This is a genomic window from Cupriavidus sp. 2TAF22, from assembly GCF_052115045.1.
Taxonomy (GTDB): domain Bacteria; phylum Pseudomonadota; class Gammaproteobacteria; order Burkholderiales; family Burkholderiaceae; genus Cupriavidus.
This window is the reverse complement of record NZ_JBFRFX010000035.1, coordinates 24,958-42,992: the sequence shown is the minus strand read 5'-3', so window position 1 is coordinate 42,992 and position 18,035 is coordinate 24,958. Positions and strand designations below refer to the sequence as shown.

The 18,035-nt window shown below is 66.7% G+C and carries 15 protein-coding genes; 7 read left to right on the top strand and 8 right to left on the bottom strand.

Annotated elements, in window-relative coordinates:
- Nucleotides 1–41: 41 nt before the first annotated feature.
- The 3 genes from AB4Z48_RS31150 to AB4Z48_RS31140 all read right to left on the bottom strand — a co-directional run bounded on the left by AB4Z48_RS31150 (nucleotide 42) and on the right by AB4Z48_RS31140 (nucleotide 2,331).
- A complete protein-coding gene (locus AB4Z48_RS31150) occupies nucleotides 42–803 on the bottom strand; it encodes a 3-oxoacyl-ACP reductase (protein WP_441621158.1) in 762 nt (253 codons plus the stop codon).
- Nucleotides 804–887: 84 nt separating this feature from the next.
- Nucleotides 888–1,274 carry a VOC family protein gene (locus AB4Z48_RS31145; protein ID WP_441621157.1) on the bottom strand — a complete coding sequence of 129 codons (387 nt, stop codon included), beginning with the start codon at nucleotides 1,272–1,274 and terminating at the stop codon, nucleotides 888–890.
- A gap of 151 nt (nucleotides 1,275–1,425) precedes the next feature.
- Nucleotides 1,426–2,331 carry a LysR family transcriptional regulator gene (locus tag AB4Z48_RS31140; protein WP_441621155.1) on the bottom strand — a complete coding sequence of 302 codons (906 nt, stop codon included), beginning with the start codon at nucleotides 2,329–2,331 and terminating at the stop codon, nucleotides 1,426–1,428.
- A 144-nt stretch (nucleotides 2,332–2,475) separates the two neighbouring features.
- Between AB4Z48_RS31140 and AB4Z48_RS31135 the strand changes: the two genes are divergently transcribed.
- Nucleotides 2,476–3,306 (top strand): oxidoreductase, encoded by an 831-nt coding sequence (locus AB4Z48_RS31135; protein WP_441621153.1) that lies wholly within the window; start codon nucleotides 2,476–2,478, stop codon nucleotides 3,304–3,306.
- Between the two features lie 129 nt (nucleotides 3,307–3,435).
- Here the strand turns inward: AB4Z48_RS31135 and AB4Z48_RS31130 are convergent, their stop codons facing one another.
- Nucleotides 3,436–4,587 carry a zinc-binding dehydrogenase gene (locus AB4Z48_RS31130; RefSeq protein ID WP_441621152.1) on the bottom strand — a complete coding sequence of 384 codons (1,152 nt, stop codon included), beginning with the start codon at nucleotides 4,585–4,587 and terminating at the stop codon, nucleotides 3,436–3,438.
- A gap of 241 nt (nucleotides 4,588–4,828) precedes the next feature.
- Here AB4Z48_RS31130 and AB4Z48_RS31125 point away from each other — a divergent pair, with 241 nt between their 5' ends.
- From AB4Z48_RS31125 to AB4Z48_RS31110, 4 genes are all read left to right on the top strand, one after another.
- Complete coding sequence (locus tag AB4Z48_RS31125; protein WP_441621150.1) at nucleotides 4,829–5,557, top strand: MBL fold metallo-hydrolase; 729 nt, start codon at nucleotides 4,829–4,831, stop codon at nucleotides 5,555–5,557.
- An 87-nt stretch (nucleotides 5,558–5,644) separates the two neighbouring features.
- Entirely contained in the window at nucleotides 5,645–5,938 is a 294-nt protein-coding gene (locus AB4Z48_RS31120) for a hypothetical protein (protein WP_441621148.1), read from the top strand.
- A gap of 356 nt (nucleotides 5,939–6,294) precedes the next feature.
- On the top strand, nucleotides 6,295–6,657 hold the full coding sequence (locus AB4Z48_RS31115) for a hypothetical protein (protein WP_441621146.1): 363 nt from the start codon (nucleotides 6,295–6,297) through the stop codon (nucleotides 6,655–6,657).
- A 1,068-nt stretch (nucleotides 6,658–7,725) separates the two neighbouring features.
- The gene (locus tag AB4Z48_RS31110; RefSeq protein ID WP_441621144.1) at nucleotides 7,726–10,488 is read left to right on the top strand and encodes an EAL domain-containing protein; all 2,763 of its coding nucleotides are present in this window, start codon (nucleotides 7,726–7,728) and stop codon (nucleotides 10,486–10,488) included.
- Between the two features lie 65 nt (nucleotides 10,489–10,553).
- Here the strand turns inward: AB4Z48_RS31110 and AB4Z48_RS31105 are convergent, their stop codons facing one another.
- Nucleotides 10,554–11,690, bottom strand: a complete 1,137-nt coding sequence (locus AB4Z48_RS31105) for a diguanylate cyclase domain-containing protein (protein ID WP_441621142.1) — start codon at nucleotides 11,688–11,690, stop codon at nucleotides 10,554–10,556.
- A 261-nt stretch (nucleotides 11,691–11,951) separates the two neighbouring features.
- Here AB4Z48_RS31105 and AB4Z48_RS31100 point away from each other — a divergent pair, with 261 nt between their 5' ends.
- The gene (locus AB4Z48_RS31100) at nucleotides 11,952–13,121 is read left to right on the top strand and encodes a catalase family peroxidase (protein WP_441621140.1); all 1,170 of its coding nucleotides are present in this window, start codon (nucleotides 11,952–11,954) and stop codon (nucleotides 13,119–13,121) included.
- 55 nt (nucleotides 13,122–13,176) lie between these two features.
- Here AB4Z48_RS31100 and AB4Z48_RS31095 read toward each other — a convergent pair whose 3' ends face one another.
- Nucleotides 13,177–14,067 carry a LysR family transcriptional regulator gene (locus tag AB4Z48_RS31095; RefSeq protein WP_441621138.1) on the bottom strand — a complete coding sequence of 297 codons (891 nt, stop codon included), beginning with the start codon at nucleotides 14,065–14,067 and terminating at the stop codon, nucleotides 13,177–13,179.
- Nucleotides 14,068–14,174: 107 nt separating this feature from the next.
- On the opposite strand from AB4Z48_RS31095, the gene AB4Z48_RS31090 reads away from it, so the two are divergent.
- Nucleotides 14,175–16,160 carry an alkyl/aryl-sulfatase gene (locus tag AB4Z48_RS31090; RefSeq protein WP_441621197.1) on the top strand — a complete coding sequence of 662 codons (1,986 nt, stop codon included), beginning with the start codon at nucleotides 14,175–14,177 and terminating at the stop codon, nucleotides 16,158–16,160.
- A 60-nt stretch (nucleotides 16,161–16,220) separates the two neighbouring features.
- On the opposite strand, the gene AB4Z48_RS31085 is transcribed toward AB4Z48_RS31090, so the two are convergent.
- Nucleotides 16,221–16,421, bottom strand: coding sequence for a DUF3606 domain-containing protein (locus tag AB4Z48_RS31085; protein WP_441621136.1), 201 nt, complete (start codon nucleotides 16,419–16,421; stop codon nucleotides 16,221–16,223).
- Between the two features lie 110 nt (nucleotides 16,422–16,531).
- The gene (locus AB4Z48_RS31080) at nucleotides 16,532–17,989 is read right to left on the bottom strand and encodes a purine-cytosine permease family protein (protein ID WP_441621134.1); all 1,458 of its coding nucleotides are present in this window, start codon (nucleotides 17,987–17,989) and stop codon (nucleotides 16,532–16,534) included.
- Nucleotides 17,990–18,035 lie beyond the last annotated feature (46 nt).

Below are 18,035 nucleotides of genomic sequence, written 5' to 3'. Positions count from 1 at the left end.
CCGCGCGGGCAAGACCGGGCCGGGCAAGGCCGGTTTGGTCTTCAGCCCTTGACCAGCCCGCCGTCCACGATCAGGTTCTGCCCCGTGACCGCGCGCGCCCACGGCGACAGGAAGTAGACCACTGCATCGGCGAACTCCTCCGGCGTGGTCACGCGGCGCAGCGGCGTCAGGCCGGCGATGAGATCGAACACGGCTTCCGGCGTGGCGGCGCTGGCGTCGGTGGTGCGCAGCAGGCCGCCCGACACCATGTTCACCGTGATGCCGTCGGGGCCGAGGTCATTGGCCGCGGTACGGGTGAACGACAGCAGCGCGGCCTTGGCGGCGGTGTAGTCGTGATAGGGCACCACCGGATTCTGGAACAGGTTGGTGCCGACATTGACGATGCGGCCAAAGCCGGCTTCGCGCATGCCGGGCAGCGCGGCCTGCACGGTGTTGAGCGCGCCCCGCAGGGCGCCGTCGATCTGCTGCTGGAAACGCGCCCAGCCGATCTCGCCGATCCTGGGGCGCGCGTCGCCGTCGAAGCGGAAATCGGCCAGCGCGTTGTTGACCACGGCAACGATGGGCTGGCCGGTCCGTTCCCTTGCCTGGCTGAAGAGGCGCGCGACCGCCGCCGGATCGGTGACGTCGCCCTGCAGCGCGATCGCGCGCGGGCCGAGCGCTTCGGCCAACTGGCGTGCCTGCGTCTCGCTGCGGTGGTAGTTGATCACCACGCCCGCGCCTTCGCGCGCCAGCGCCCGCGTGATGGCCACGCCGAGCCCGCGCGCGCCGCCGGTGACCAGTACCCATTGTTCGTTCAGAAGCACGTTGATTCCTGTTGTCGTTTTGTTCGATAGGCCGATGGGGCCTGGCAGCCATGGCAAGCCGGGGCATGCCGCCGCGCCCGCGCGCTAGGGGCGGCGCGCGTAGCTCACCGTCAGCAGCTCCCATTGATGGCCGTCGGGCTCGTTCCAGTAGACGATGCTGCCGCCGTGCCGCGTGTCGGCCTGGTGGTCGACCGGGCCGTGGACGCTGCTGCGGTACGGGATGCCGGCGGCCGCGATGCGAGCGAGGATGATATCGAATTCGTCCTGGCTCACGCGGAAACAGTAGTGGATCGTGGGGATTTCGCCGCTCCACTGGTCGAAGTCCAGGGTCAGGCTGTCGCTGACGAACACCGGCGCGAACGGCCCGATGCCGGTTCTGGCCCAGGGCACGCCGAGCAGGCCGGCCAGCAGCTCCGCCGCGGCTTCCTTGTCGCGCGACGGGACCATGAGATGGTCGAGATGGATGCTCATGCCTTCTCCTTTGCGGCCTCGGGTCGCGCGCGTCATGCCCCGGGCTCCGGCTTTGGGCTTCGCCGCAGGCGCGGTCGGGCCAGCCGGACGCGCGCCGGTTCACCAGCGAGCGGCGCTGCATCTCGCCGTGGTCGGCGGGGGCGGCGCCCGGCTAGCTGCTGCTGTCGCCCAGTGCCGCTTTGGCGAAGTCGATGAACACGCGCAGCTTCTTCGGCATTCCCGTCCGATTGTAGTAATAAAGATAGAGCCCGGTGCGCGGGATCCAGCCGTCCAGCACGCTCACCAGCCGGCCGGCCTGGAGATGCGGCTCGGCAATGCGGTGCTGGATATAGGTGAAGCCGAAGCCGTCGAGCGCGGATTGCAGCAGCAGTCCGTTGTCGTTGGTGGCGATGCGCCCGGTCACGGCCATGCGCAGCTTTTCGCCGGCCTTCTCGAACTCCCAGCGGTACAGCGCGCCGCTGTCCGCGCTGCGGTAGTTCACGCATTCGTGCGCGAGCAGGTCGCGCGGATGGCGCGGCTTCGGCCTGGATTGCAGGTACCGGGCGGAGGCGGCCACGCAGAAGCGCATCTGCGTGACCAGCGGCACCACCACCATGTCTTCATCCAGCACATTGTCGTAGCGGATGCCCGCGTCAAAGCCCCGGCCGACGATATCCACCAGGCTGTTATCCGCGATCACGTCGACATTGATGTCCGGGTAGGCGTCCAGGAAGTCCTTGAGCACAGGCTGGATCACCAGCGGGATGGCGGAATGGGGCACGTTCAGGCGCAGCGTGCCCATCGACCGGCTGGAGGCGCCGGACACGTCGTGCATCGCCAGTTCCAGTTCCTGCAGCAGCGGGGCGATCCGCGTGAGGAACCTGGCGCCCGCCTCGGTCAGGCTGACGCTGCGGGTGGTGCGGTTGAGCAGGCGGGCGCCGAGCCGCTCCTCGATCTTGCGCACGGTATAGCTCACCGATGTCACCGGGATGCCGAGCGCGCGGGCGGCCGCGCTGAAGCTCTGTTCCTGCGCCACCCGGGCAAAGACCGACAAGGCCTGGAAATCTGCTTGGTTCATTATGCAAATTACTTGCAAAGTCCTTTTGGATTATCTGTCTTCTTGATACGGTCCGCAACATCCATACTGCGTTGTGCGGGTGCCGCCGGGCACGGTGGCACCCATCGGGCAAGGCCTTTGAAGCAAACCATCTGGAGAGAAGTGATGAAAACCTGGTTCATTACCGGCGTGAGCACCGGTTTCGGGCGCGCGCTGGCGCAAGCCGTCATCGCGCAGGGCGACAAGGTCGCGGGCACGCTGCGCAACGAAGCGCAGCGCGCCGAGTTTGCCGCGCTGGCCAGGGGCCAGTCCTTCGGCTACATACTCGACGTGCGCGACGACGCGGCCATCCCCGGCGTGGTGGCGCAGATCGAGCGCGAGGTGGGCGAGATCGACGTGCTGGTCAACAATGCCGGCTACGGCTACGAAGGCAGCATCGAGGAAGCCACGCCGGCGGATATCCGCGCGCAGTTCGACGTCAATGTGTTCGGCGCCATCAGCGTGGCGCAGGCGGTCCTGCCCCATATGCGCCAGCGCCGCCGCGGCCATATCCTGAACGTGACTTCCATGGGCGGGCTGATGACCTTCCCCGGCGTGGGCATCTACAACGCCAGCAAGTTCGCGCTGGAGGGGATCAACGAGGCGCTGTCCAAGGAAGTGCGCGAGTTCGGCATCAAGGTGACGGCCATCGAGCCGGGCGCATTCCGCACCGACTGGGCCGGCCGCTCCATGCAGCGCACGGCCTCGGAGATCGAGGACTACGCCACCATGCTGGCGCCGCTGCGGGCCGCGCGCGCCGCCCGCTCGGGCAAGCAGCCCGGCGATCCGCGCAAGGCGGCGCAGGCGATCCTGGCCGTGGTGGCCGCGCAGGATCCGCCCGTGCACCTGCTGCTCGGCACCGACGCGCTCGGCTTCGTGCGCGAGAAGCTCAAGGCGTTGACGGCGGAAATCGACAAGTGGGAGCACGTCACCGTGAGTACCGATTTCACGGAGTGACGGCAGGCCGAAGCGGGGCCAGGCAATGCTGCGTGTTGTCTCCCCTCGCCCATTTCATGGGAGAGGGGGGCAAAGCCTCAAGGCGACAAGGCCGCGAGGCCGCACGGCCCCGCTCCTGATTGCCGGGACTCAGTCCGCCAGGCCCTTGTTCGGATTGAGCAGGAACTTCTCGCCGGTAGCGCGCTTGTTATAGACCGCGATCTGGTCCAGGTCCAGCGCCTCGGCCAGCGAGATCTCGCCGGCGTAGTGGCTGGCAAAGGTCGTATGCAGCTCCGCCACCACGCGCGCCTTGAGTGCGTTGGCCGCTTCGGTCCCGATCTTTTGCAGGAACGGGAAGACCAGCCAGCCGCCCATGCTCCACGCCATGCCGAAATTGCGCACGAACTCGGTCGGGCTGGTGTCCAGGCCGCCGTAGAGGTAGACCTGCTTGTGCGTCGTGGAGCCATAGCGGCTGTAGACGCCGGCGGTCTTGCTCAAGGCCGCTTCCATGGCGCCCAGGATCTGCCCGGCCAGCTTGCCGCCGCCGGTGGCGTCGAAGGCGATCGTCGCGCCGGTGGCGGCAATCGCGTCCGTCAGATCCTGCGTGAAGGTGGGCGAAGCCATGTTGCAGACATAGGTCGCGCCGAGCGACTTGAGCAGATCCGCCTGCTCCTGCTTGCGCACGATATTCACCAGGCCGATGCCGTCCTTCTGGCAGATCTTGTTGAGCATCTGGCCGAGGTTGGACGCCGCGGCAGTATGCACCAGCGCCTTGTGCCCCTCGCGCCGCATGCTCTCGACCATGCCCAGCGCCGTCAGCGGATTGACGAACGACGAAGCGCCTTGCGCGGGCGTGGCCCCTTCCGGCAGCACCAGGCACTGCGCCACCGGCACGCAGCGGTATTGCGAATACATCGCGCCGCCAAGCACCGCCACGGTCTTGCCGAGCAGCGTCTGCGCCGCGGCGGACGAGCCGGCGCCAACCACCACGCCCGCACCCTCGTTGCCCACCGGCATCGATTCGTCGAGCCGGCCGGCCATGCCCTTCATCGCGCCCTCGGGCACCCGTGCGGTCACGACCGGCTGGCTTTTTGTTCCGCCGGCCTTTGCCGCGCTCATGTCGGCCGCGCCGAACAGCAGCCCCAGGTCAGACGGATTGAGGGGCGATGCTTCGATGCGGACCAGTACCTCGTCGGGGCCCGGCGCGGGCACGTCGACGCTGGCCAGGGACAATTCCAGCTCGCCGCTGCCTTTGATCAGCGAGCGCAGTTGAAGGGCGGTGCGTGGGGTATCGGTAGGCATGCGGTATCTCCTGGATCCGGTAGGTTTTGCAGGTCGCGGGCGGCTCGGGCAGTGGCCGGTTTCCGCGCTGGCGCAATCCTACTGCAAGATGGGAAATCGGGTTGGCGGGGGCAACGGCGGATGCCGGGCGCCGGCGTGGCGCCGGCCACCGCGCTCGCCTAGACTGAGCAGTGGCCCTCGGGGAGGGGCGCCGCAGAAACCGGCCCGCGCCGACCGGCCGCCGATATCAAGGAGACTGCCAATGATCACCAATGCCTTGTCGGGCACCAATGTCCACGAAGTGTCGGACGGGATCTACCGCATCAATACGCCGGTCATCATCGAAGGCGGTCCGGGCGGCTTCTCCTTCAACCAGTACCTGGTGCTGGATGACGAGCCGCTGCTGTTCCACACTGGTCCGCGCAAGCTGTTCGAACTGGTGCGCGAGGCCGTTGCCAGCGTCATGCCGCCCGAACGCCTGCGCCATGTCTCGTTCTCGCACTTCGAGGCGGACGAGTGCGGATCGCTGAACCAATGGCTGGCGATCGCGCCGCAGGCGCATCCCTTGTGCGGCACCGTTGCCGCCATGGTCTCCATCGATGATCTCGCAGACCGCAAGGCGGCCGCGCTGGAGGACGGGCAGGCACGCTGCATCGGCAAGCATACCGTGCGCTGGCTGGCCACGCCGCATCTCCCGCATGGCTGGGACTGCGGCGTGCTGATGGAAGAGCAGACCGGGACACTGCTGTGCAGCGACCTCTTCACCCAGCCCGGTGCCCGGCATCCCGCCCTCACCGAGGGCGACATCCTGGGCCCGAGCGAAGCCTTCCGGCACGCCATGGATTACTATGCCCATGCGCCGGACACCGGCGCCATGCTCGAGCGGCTGGCATCGCTGGCACCGCGCACGCTCGCCTGCATGCACGGCAGCGCGTGGCGCGGCGATTGCGCCGGCCTGTTGCGGGAACTGGCGGTGTCCCTGCGCGCGTAGCGCTGCCGCGGCGCATTGTTTCCCCGGAGGACTGCCGGCGGCGCAGGAAAGCTGCGCCGTCTGGCCTTTCGTGCCAGCACCACGACGATGAACAAAGACGAACTGCACGCGATCCTGACCACGGAATTCGATCTCGTCACGGACCCGGCCGAGCGCGGCGACGGGCGCTCGTATTTCCTGCGGGAGGTGATCTGGCATCCGGCCTCGGTCACGCGGATCCTGCGCGCCCAGTACGGCCCCGGCGATCGCGTCAGCCGCATCCGGCTATGCGTGTCGTCGGACAACAATAACAGCGTGTTCCTGGCGATGCCGGCGAGCCGCGAGGCATTGCATTCGGCGGTGCTGGCGGAGATCGCGGGGTTCGTTGCCGTTGCGGGCTAGCGCCCGGCCGTGGCGCGGTGCTGACGATTGGCTCTGCGCGCCGCGCGCTTTTCAATATGGCGTATGCCATACCTTGGATGGCAAAGGTTGCGGTGTGATGCAAGGGGAACGTGCCGGGCTTTCGCTCCGGCTGCCGGAGGTCTTCCCGGCGTGGTGCTGCCTGGCCGGCCTATACTGATAGTCTGCGCGGCGAATCGCACCGACTCCATCGCAAGCCGGATTTTCACAGGTGCCCAGCCACGGTTGAAGGTCAGAAACGCTCACTGGAACTTGGCAGGGCCGGCGGCTACGCTATCGGGGACCGTCGCGCCAGGCTGGCGCCAGGGGCCATGGACGTTGAATGGAAGGAGTTATCTATGAAGATCGCTATCGCATTGGCAATTGCTGTTCTCGTCCCTGGTGTCGTCCACGCCGCCGGCCCTGCGAATCCTGCCGACCGGTATGACTACAATATGCGCAGTACCAATAAGGACGGCTACGTTCCAGACCCCCAGCGGGCTACCAACAAGGACGGCTACGTTCCTGATGCCCAGCGCACCACCAACAAGGACGGCTACGTGCCGGACACCGCGCGGGCCAATGACAAGTTCGACCCGTACACCCAGGGTGCCAAGCAGAACACGGCCTCCGCGCTCACGGACTCGGGGGCGCCGGCCAAGAAGGCACCTGCAAAGGCACCCGTCGAGAAGAAATCACCCGGCGCCAGCATGGACAAATAGTGCCGTTGCCACGCCAGTCCTGCCCTGACGAGGCTGTGCGTTCCGGAATCGGGCAAGCAAGAGAGCTCCGCATGACCGGAGCTCTCTTGCTTTCGCCGCCGGATCACCAGCCGGTCGCCGGTCTTGCAGCCGAGAGCCTTTCCGCTGTCGGGCGAATTCGCTGCACAGACCGGGAAATGCCGCGGCGGCCGGGGGAGGCGACCAGCCAGGCGTTTCCATCATGCATGTGACGTCAGGATAATAAAGAGTGATGCCAGGTAAAACGCGATCCGGGAAATTCATGCGGAATCCACGTTCATCCTGCAGCTCTGGCTAATATCCTTTCCGAACAGCGGCCAATCATTTTCCGGCTGCATTCCTGGTTCAATTGCCCGCATCGCGCCCGCAGGGCAATGCGGATGCCATTCCTCGCCCGGACCCGCCATTTCCGGCATTTCCGGCGGTACGCCCGGACGACTCCCGCATGGCAGGCCGGTGCGACAGCCAATCTCCGTGGCCGGCAGCCGCGCGCGGGAATAACTCAAATTCGGTATTTATCAATCCAATCCAATGTGAGTGGGTCGGTCGTCGTACTGTTTTTTCCATTGTCTGAAATTCAAATGCTAAAGAAGCTAAAGAATTCAAGGTCCATGCCGACAAGTTGAGACAAGCCTGGGCATGATGGGTAATCGCAGCCTCCACAAGGCGATTATCGGAGCTGTGCCTGGGCCCGTATTGACCCGCAACACGCGTTGCAAAAGGCCGGCGGCCGCGGGCAACGGCGGCCGGCCGCCGAAGTATCCCGAACCGGAGACGGGCGCTCCCGCGGACCGTTTCCGACCAGTCTGGTTCAGGCGGGCAAGGGTCAGAGCGATTGATCCTTTCCGATATTTGAGAGGCATGAGAATGGTTCCGGTACTCGGACTTGGAAGCGCACTCAACACCAGTTCGATACGTCACGAACTGGGCCGGTCGCTTGGCGCTTCCTTGGGCGCGGCGCAAGCCTGCCTGCGCACGAGGGTATCGGCGCTCCGGGCCGCGGCGCGGCAAGTGCGCCGATACCCCTTGGGCGGAAGACATGACCTGCGTGTGATATGGCCGTTCCTGCCGATCATGCTGATCCTGGTGCTGCTCTCCGGTTTCAGCGTGGACATGCTGTCCGCCGCGCGCGCCTATGTCGGCGGAGAGAGCTTGTGGAGCAAGGGGCAGAAAGCAGCCGTGATGCACCTGATGCGGTACGCCGACAGCCATGACGAGGCGGAATTCCGCGCCTACGAACGCGCGATCGCGGTACCGCTTGGCGACCGGCAGGCCAGGCTCGAATTTGCCAGCGATCGGCTTGACTACGACAAGGCCGCGGCCGGGCTGCTTGCCGGGGGCAATCACGTCGACGATATTTCCGGCATGATCCGGCTCATGCGCCATTTCGGGCGATTGCCGGCGATCGATCGCGCGCTTGCGATCTGGGGCCGCGCCGACAATGAAGTGCTGGCCCTGCGCGATCTCGCGGATCAGTTGCATGCCAGCGTGCGGGCCGAGGCGGCCGAGGCGGCAGATAAGGGTGAGATCAGGCTGCTCCTGCAACGCATAGGGGAAACGGACGACCGGCTCACGCCGCTGGAGGCGGCCTTCTCCTATTCGCTTGGCGAGATCTCGCGGCAGGTGCGCAATCTGCTGATGCCGGGCATCGGCATCGCGGCGATCCTCCTCATGCTTCCCGGCATCCTGATGGCGAACCGCTCCGTGCGCAAGGAACTGCTGCTGCGCGAAGCACTGGCGCGTAGCGAAGAGCGCCTGGCACTGGCGATCAGCGGCAGCAACGACGGGCTGTGGGACTGGGACCTGCGCAGCGATGCGCTTTATTTCTCGGCGCGCTGCGCGCAGATGCTCGGCTATGAGGAGCATGAGCTGCCAAGATTGCTCGGCACGGTACGCGCGCATTGCCATCCCGACGATCTTGCCTGCGTCGAGTCGCAGATGCGCCGGCATCTGCGCGAAGGCATTCCCTATGACTGCTCGTTCAGGCTGCGCAACAGGGCCGGTGGCTACCTGTGGGTGCGCTCGCGCGGGCGCATGGTGCGCGACGCCGCCGGTCACGCCCGGCGGATGGCGGGCTCGCTTACCGATATCAGCGATCAGAAACGAGCCGAAGCACAACTGCTCGCCGAGAAGGAACGGGCACAGGTTACCCTCCAGGCGATCGGGGATGCCGTCATCACGGTCGACGTGCACGGCCATGTCGACGCATTGAATCCGGCGGCGGAACTGCTGACCGGGTGGCACAGCGCGGACGCGAAAGGCAGGCCGCTGCATGTGGTCTGTCCGCTGAGCGATGAGGCCAGCCGGAGTCCGTTGACAGGATTGGGGGCCGCCGTGCTGCAGAAGACGTGGCCGCGGTTCTCCACGTTGCTGCTGGAGCGGCCCGAGCGCGCCCCGATCGCGGTCAAGCTGTCGGTGGCGCTGATCCATCATGCCGACCGGACCTGCACTGGCGCCGTGCTGGTGCTGCACGATGTCAGCAGCGAGCGGGCCGACGCCGCGCGCCTGTCCCACGAGGCCAGTCACGATGCATTGACCGGGCTGGTCAACCGCATCGAGTTCGAACGCCGCCTGGCCGAAGCAATGCGGCGCGTTCGCAGCGAAGACTGCACGCATACCCTGATGTACCTCGACCTGGACCAGTTCAAGGTAGTCAACGACACTTGCGGCCATGCCGCCGGAGACGAACTGATCCGGCAGCTCGCGGTCGTCATGCGCGCCACGTTGCGGGAATCGGATACCCTGGCGCGGCTGGGCGGCGACGAGTTCGGCGTGCTGCTCGATGGCTGCCATGTCGACAATGGCGAGCGCGTGGCCGAAGCCATGCGCGAGGCGATTGCACGTTTTCGCTTCGTGCATCGCCAGCGCACTTTCGCCGTGAGCGCGAGCATCGGCATGATCAGCCTGGATCGCGACATGTCCCAGGTGGCCGAGGCGCTCAGCGCCGCCGATGCCGCCTGTTACCTGGCCAAGGAGCGGGGGCGCAACCGCGTCCAGGTATATCGCCAGCGTGACGAGGCCGTGCGCGCGCTGCACGGCGAGATGGAATGGGTGAGCCGGATCCACACCGGCCTGGAAGCCGGCCGCTTCTGCCTGCACGCTCAGGAGATCGCGCCCTTGCAGGCCGGCGGCGCACAGGGCCGGCATGTCGAACTGCTCTTGCGCATGCTCGATGACGCCGGGCAACTGGTTCCGCCCATGGCATTCATTCCTGCCTGCGAACGCTACAACCTCATGCCCGCGCTGGATCGCTGGGTGATCGAAGCCGGGTTTGCCGCGCTGGCGGGCTGCCTTGGTGACCGGCCGGGCGATATCGCGGTATGCGGGATCAACCTGTCCGGAGCGTCCCTGGGCGACCAGCTCCTGCCTGCCTATATCGCCGAGCGCGCGGCGCGCCACGGCATTCCCCTGCGGCACGTCTGTTTCGAGATCACGGAGACGGCGGCCATCGGCAACCTGGCGCAGGCCGCCACCTTCATCGAGCAACTGCAGGACAAGGGGTGCAGCTTTGCCCTCGACGATTTCGGCGCCGGCATGTCGTCCTTCGCCTATCTCAAGCACCTGCCGACGGAGTACATCAAGATCGATGGCGGCTTTGTCAACGAGATGTTCGGCGATCCGGTCAATCTGGTGGTGATCGAGGCAATTCAGCGCATCGCCAATGCCATGGGCAAGAAGACCATCGCCGAATGGGTGGACAGCGATGCGAAGCTCGCAAAGCTGCGCGCCCTTGGCGTGGACTATGCACAGGGCTTCGGCGTGGCCAGGCCCGGGCATTTCGCTGGCCCGCGCGAGGCCGCGCAGGCTGGCTAGTCAGTCGCCTCCGGTCGCTTCCGGTCGCATCCGCACGGCAGCGCGCCGGCGCAAGGGTGTCGCTGCTAGGATGCGAGCGTCCACTTGGCCTTGCCGTTGAGCTTGGCCAGGTTGAGGGCCTTGTCGGCGGCCGTGAGCGCGCCCATGACGTCGGTGCCATGCTCCGGAATGAGTGCGACCCCGACGCTGACGCCGATCCTCACCGAAACATTGGGCGCCAGCGTGAAGGGGGCGGGCACTTCGCTGATCAGCCGGTCGGCGAACAAGGCGACGCCGGCTTCGTCGCGGGCGCGCACGATGACGACGAATTCGTCCCCGCCGATGCGAAAGACCATGTCGTCCGGACCTTTCAGCGCATCGAGCCACTTGCCTAGCGTCACCAGCAGCTGGTCGCCGGCCTCATGTCCGTGCCGGTCGTTGACGGGCTTGAAGCCGTCCAGGTCCATGTACAGGACCGCCGTCTTTCCTTCGTCGATCTGGTCCGCCTTGTACAAATGCGCGGACGCGTGAACCAGTCCCGCTCGGTTCGGCAGGCCGGTCAGGGCGTCATGGCGCGCGCGATGGTCGTTTTCCCGCTCCGCCTTCATCGTCGATACCAGCAGCCGGTTCAGGTGGAAGGCTGCGATGCTCATGGCAACGAGATAGAACGGGATCTGCACGAGCGTCAGGCGCAGCACGGTCTCGTCCGAAAGCAGGGCGGCGATGCAGCAGGGCCCGAGGGACAGCAGGATCATGATCGCGACCAGCCGCGGCGCGCCAAAATTGCGGAAGCAGATGCCGCCCACCATGGCGGCCGCGGACAGGCAGGAAAGCGTTGCCGCCACCCAGTCCGAGCTGAGGATGCTGATGAACGCACCGTAGCCCACGCTCGCGCCCCACAGCACGGCGAGGATCACGTAGACATCGGTGAAGGTATGGCGGCCCGCCGCCGAAGCGCGGTGCGCCGCGACCAGGAGGCACAGGCGCGTGCCGCAGAGCAGGATCTCGATGACGACCCACGCAAGGAAGGCCGTGCTGGGGTCCCGCCAGGCGATCGCCATGGCGACGGCGATGGTGTTGAGCACGCCGCCGGCGAAGATGGGCAGGGTGCCGAACAGGCTTCCGATCAGCTTTACGCGAATGTCTTCGGGAACGTTCGGGCCGGGGTCGCACAACCACGTTGTAGAACGCCAGCGTGGCAGGCTGAAAGCCGCTGTTTTCATGTCCCTCCATTCCCGTGAATGCCGCGCTTGGATTCGCCGGTTCGCGTTGCACGAATCGGAAAGGCTGGATTCTATCGGATTCATCGCGGCAAGGGCACAGAAGGCGACTTGGCAGGTTGCGCATCCGATTCCCCCTAAGGAGGGGTGTCGGGTGGCGGCACGGCCGGTCCGCACGGGGGCGCCCGGCACGTGGAGGCGGCGGGATCGGACTCGAACGGGCCGCAAAGCGAATCTTCCCCCACGGATTGTCGTGAACCGCGCTTGCATGCCGATACGAGAAAGCGGTGCTTCGGGGCCGGCCATTGCGCCATTGCCGTCTATGCTTTAGCTCATCTCAGTTTGTCGCGCCCCGATACGGATGCTCGTGCGGGACCGGAAGGAGGCCAGGGGATGAACGCGCAAACCAGACGGGCGAAAGCCTTGGGCCAGATAGTTTTGGCCATCTGCGGGGGCGGCCTGTGCATGCCGGCATCGAACGCGCAACAAGCGCAACCCGCCGGCCCGGTCGTGCATGCCGATCCGGCGGTGATCGTGGAAACACTGAAAGCCGTTGCAGGCGATCCCCCAAAGGCACGCGCCAGCTTTGCCAAAGGCCAGTGCGTGCGCGGCACCTATGCCCCGTCGCCGCAGGCCGCCCAGGTCACCCGGTCACTGAGCTTCACGCGGGCGTCGCCCGTCATTGGCCGGTTCTCGCTTGGCGGCGGCAACCCGAACGTGGCGGACACCAACAAGCTGGTGCTGCGTGGCTTCGCGTTCAAGCTGGGTGAGGCCGGCCATACATCGGACATCCTGGTGGAGAACGCGCCGGTGCACTTCGCGAAAACGCTCGACCAGATGCTCGCCTTCCTCAGGGCGCGCGTTCCGGGGCCGGACGGCAAGCCGGATCCGGAGAAGGTCAAGGCATTCTCCGCCGCCAATCCGGAAACGCTGAACCAGGCCAGCTTCGTCGCCGCCAGACCGCTTCCCGCCAGCTTCGCGGGAACGACCTACTGGGGCGTCCATGCGTTTCCCGCCACCAATGCCAGGGCGGAAGTGCGCTTCATCAAGTTCAAGGTCGTTCCGCCCGGCGGGGACGTGACGCTGTCGGACGAGCAGGCCAAGGACAAGCCGGCGGATTTCCTCTACCGGGATCTCGAGGCGCGGATCGCCGCGGGTGGCTTCAGGTTCGACGTGCTGGCCTTGCTGGGCCGTCCCGGGGATCCGACCATGGATGCGACCATGCGATGGCCGGACGAGGATAGCCGCGAATCGGTACGGCTGGGCACGATCACGATCAATGCGATCGAGAACAACGCACCGTGCGACGAAACCATCTTCAACCCGAGCAATCTTGCCGACGGCATCGGGCGCCCGCCCGATGAAATCTTCGCGGCCCGCCAGGCTGCCTATGCCATCTCGCTGGCACGCAGACGGGCGCAGGCGCAGCAGTGAGCGCACCGGATCCGGCCGCCACAGCCTCAGCCACCGCCTCAGGCGGCTACGGCCGTCAGGCCACCGCTTCGATGGCCGCCACCGCCCGCTCGGCCGCCGGCGACAGCGTACGCTGCGCCAGCCGCACGATGGCGAAGCGCAGGCCGTTCGCCGGAATCTCCTGCGTATCGAGCTGGGCCAGCGTGCCGGCTTCCAGTTCGGCGCGCAGGGCGCGCGTCGGCGCCAGCAGCACCACGTCGGAATGGCTGGTCAGGTGTGTCAGCGCACGGAAATCGTTGCTTTCGACCTGCAGTGGCAGGTCCTCGCCGGGTTTGCAGCGCAGCAGCCGGCGCAGGCGCTCATGCGTTTCCGCCGGGAACAGCACGGATACCAGGGCCACCTGGCGCAATTGCGCGGGCGTGACCGGCGTGCCGCAGAGCGGGTGGCCGGCACGCACGAAATAGCCCGCCGGCTCCGGCCGCAGGGGCTTCATCTCCAGCTCCGCCACCACGGGGATGGTACTTTGCTCCACCACCAGGAAATCCAGCTTTTCCGCATTCAGGCCCGCCAGCAGCGCCGCGGCATGATTGACCTCGGTCGCGATGCGCAGCTTCGGCCAGTCGCGATGCAGGGCGCACAGCATGTCGGGCAGCAGGATCGCCGCCGGGAACGGGCCCAGTCCGAGCCGCACGCTGCCCATCTCATGCTGTTGCACCAGGGCCAGGTCGCGCTCCAGGCAGTGCGTCTCGAACAGGATGCGCCGCGCTCTTTCCGTCACCATCCTGCCGGTCGTGGTCAGTGTCGCGCCGCGCGCGCCCCGGTCGAACAGGGCCACGCCTGCCTCGTCTTCCAGGGCCTGGATGCTGCGCGTGAGCGCCGGCTGGCTCAGGTGGACGCGGCGGGCGGCGCCGGCCAGCGATCCTTCCTCGGCCACTGCGATCAGGTGTTCAAGCCGCTTGAGGTTCAAGGTATGCGCTCAATGCATCGATGGGATACGTATTTTGCAATTGAATTATATGTGTGGGAAGGCTCAAATAAGCGTCTCGCTGTACCCTCCGAGGCTTTCCATCCATGATGCTCGTTGCCCGCCCCCTTGCGCTCGCCCTTGCCGCCGCGTCTGCCGCGTGGTTTGCCACCCACCCGGGCGCCGCGCGTGCCGCCGGACCTGCCACCCCCCTGACGGCCAGCGCCAATGCGGCGTGGCAGCAGGCGCTGCCGTTCAATGACCGCCAGGATTTCGAAGATGCCCGCCGCGGCCTGGTGGCGCGCTTTCCCGAACGCGTCATCCGCGCCGCGGATGGCCGCGTGGTATGGGACTTCGATGCCTACGCCTTCGAGCAGGGCGCGGCGCCGCCCACGGTGAACCCGAGCCTGTGGCGGCTGGCGCAGGTCAACAACGAAGCCGGCCTGTTCAAGGTCACCGACCGCCTGTACCAGGTGCGCGGCGCCGATATCTCCAATATGGACATCGTCGAGGGCGACACCGGCCTGATCGTGATCGATCCCTTGCTGAGCGCCGAGACGGCGCGGGCCGCCCTGGACCTGTACTACGCCAACCGGCCGCGCAAGCCGGTAGTCGCGGTCATCTACACGCACAGCCACGCCGATCACTTCGGCGGGGCCAAGGGCATTGTCAGCGAAGACGACGTGAAACGCGGCAAGGTCGCTGTCCTGGCGCCGGCCGGTTTCATGGAAGAGGCCGTCAGCGAAAACGTGCTGGCGGGCAATGCCATGGGCCGGCGCGCACAGTACATGTACGGTACCCAGTTGCCGCAGAGCGCCACCGGCCTGGTCGATGTCGGCCTGGGCAAGGCGACCGCGCGCGGCACCATTACGCTGCTCGCGCCCACCGACCTCATCGGCAAGAGCATCGATACGCGGCGTATCGACGGCATCGACATCGAATTCCAGCTCACGCCCGGCACCGAAGCGCCGGCGGAGATGAACCTGTACTTCCCGCAGCTGCGCACGCTGTGCATCGCCGAGAATGCCGTGCGCACACAGCACAACCTGCTGACGCTGCGCGGTGCCCAGGTGCGCGATGCCAAGGCCTGGTCGTATTACATCGGGCAGTCCCTGCAGCGCTACGGCGAGCGCACCGACATCCTGATCGGCCAGCATCACTGGCCGACCTGGGGGCGCGGGCAGATCGTCGAGATGCTGTCGGACCAGCGCGACATGTACGCCTACCTGAATGACCAGACGCTGCGCCTGATGAACCAGGGCCTGACGCCGCTGGACATTGCCGAGACCCTGAAGAAGCTCCCCGAGCCGCTGGGCAGCAAATGGTACGCGCGCGATTACTATGGCTCGGTCAGTCACAACGTGCGCGCCGTCTACCAACGTTATCTCGGCTTCTACGACGGCAACCCGGCGCACCTGAACCCCCTGCCGCCGGTGCAGGCCGCCAGGAAGACCATCGAATGGATGGGGGGCGCCGAAGCGGTGCTCGCCAGGGCCCGCGAGGCCTATGCCCGCGGCGAATACCGCTGGGTGGCGCAGATCGGCAACGAGCTGGTGTTCGCCGATCCCGACAACGCCGCCGCCCGCGCGCTGCAGGCCGATGCGCTCGAGCAACTCGGTTATCAGAGCGAGAACGCCACCTGGCGCAACGTCTATCTGACGGGCGCGCAGGAACTGCGCGATGGCGTCGACAAGAAATTCTCCGGCGGGCTGGGGTCGCCCGACCTGATCCGTGCGCTGACGGTGCCGAATTTCTTCGACTTTCTCGCCGCGCGCCTGAATGCCGACAAGGCCGCCGGCAGGCAGATGACGCTGAACTGGAATTTCACCGATCTGCAGCAGCGCTATGCAATGACCTTGCGCAACAGCGCCCTGACTTACCTTGCCGACACGCAGGCGGCGCAGCCCACCGCGACCATCACACTGGAAAAATCCACGCTCGACAAGATCAGCCTCAAGCAACTGAGCGTGGCCGATGCGGTGCAGGGCGGCGCGATCCGCATCAGCGGGGACCCGCGCGCCGTCACGTCGCTGTTCGGCATGCTGGACAGCTTCGATCCGCGCTTCAATATCGTCACGCCGCAGCCGCTGCGCTGAGGCGGCAGCGGCCTGTACCGGCCCTCCTGTCAGCCACGCGGCAGGGAGGCCGCCGGCAGCCTATCCGTGCCGCCTCTCCGGATACAACGCTTCGAGCCGCGCGCGCACCGCGGAGATGTGGTCGCCCGCATTGGCCACGGCTTCCTGCAGTTCGGCCGACGTGCAGTTGAGCGCCATGCACCAGTACTGCACTTCGACGCCGTCCATGGTGTTCACGCGGCCCGGGTCCAGGGGCCTGAAGTCCTTCAGATCGTGGCTCATGCGCATCTCCGGGCGGTTGCAGGCCTCGTCGGAGGACTGTCGCGCATTGCATTGTAGTCGGCCCGATACGGTCCGCCGCACCGAAATTCGCAGGCGGCTCGCGTGGTCCTTTAGCCGCCCGAGGGTTCGGTGCGCCCGGCTTGGTCAGGCAGGGCCAGCGATTGCGGCAGTTCGCGCACGGTGGCGCGGCACGCGAAATAGTAGAGCGCCGCGGGCACGATGAGGCCGATGATCCATGAGATATCGACGCCGCCGAGCGTGTCCACCAGCGCGCCGGTATAGAAGCCCGTGGCGATGAACGGCAGTTGCACCAGCACGCCGAGCGCGTAGACCGCGATGCCGGTCAGGTTCCAGCGGCCGTAGCGCCCGTCGGGATCGAACAGGGCGGGTATGTCGTAGCGCTCGCGGGTGACGAAATAGTAGTCGACCAGGTTGATGGCGCTCCACGGCGTGAAGAAAGCCAGCAGGAACAGCAGGAAGGCCGAGAACTCCTTGAGAAAGGCGCGCTCGCCGGCCAGCGCCAGCACCGCGGACAGGCCGGCCATCAGCAAGATGAAGAACAGCCGCGTGCGGCCCGCGATGGTGCGCCTTCCGGTGAAGCCGGTGAGGATGGCGGCGACGGACATGACGCTGCCGTAGGCATTGAGGGTGGTGATGGTGAGTTTGCCCAGCGCAATGGTGAGATAGAGCAGGGCGGCCACCGCGCCGGTGGCGCCGAGGCCGACGATAAAGGCCACTTCATGGCCGGCGAAGCGGTCGCCGGCCAGCGCGGCGGCGAAGACCCCGAACACCATGGCGATCTGCGCGCCTGCCACGGAGCCGATGCCCACCGCCAGGAACGTCTTGAGCGCGGAGGTGGAGCGCGGCAGGTAGCGTGAATAGTCCGCCACGTAGGGGCCGTAGGCGATCTGCCACGAGGCCGACAGGGACACGGCCAGCAGGAACGACGCTACCGTGAAGTGCCGCCGCTGCAGCAGCGCGCCGATGTCGTGTCCGTGCAGCAAGCTGGCGAACAGGTACAGGAAGGCCAGTACGCCGACCACGCTGGCGATGCGGCCCATGGCATGGATGGTGCGATAGCCCAGCGTGGCCAGCAGCACGACCATGGCCGCGAACACCAGGATGGCGCTGCCGTTGCCGATATGCAGCAACTGGCCCAGGGCCTGGCCGGCCAGCACCATGCCGCTGGCGGAGAAGCCTATGTACATCACGCACACCAGCACCAGCGGGATGACGGCGCCGTACACGCCGAACTGCACGCGGCTGGAGATCATCTGCGGCAGGCCGAGCTGCGGGCCCTGCGCGCCATGCAGCGCCATCACCGCACCACCGAGGAGCTGGCCGGCGAACAGCCCGATCAGCGACCAGAACACGTCGCCCCCGAGCACTACCGCCAGCGCGCCGGTGACCACCGCCGTGACCTGCAGGTTGGCGCCGAGCCACAGCGTGAACTGGCTCGACAGGCTGCCGTGCCGCTCGGCGTCGGGGATGAAGTCGATCGAGCGGCGTTCGACCAGCGTGGGCGCGGGTGCGGCGCCGGGGCGATGCGCCTTGTCATCGGTTGTCATGTCTGTCTCCTGCATCGGGGTGCGCCGCCGTGCGGCAGTGCCGCCG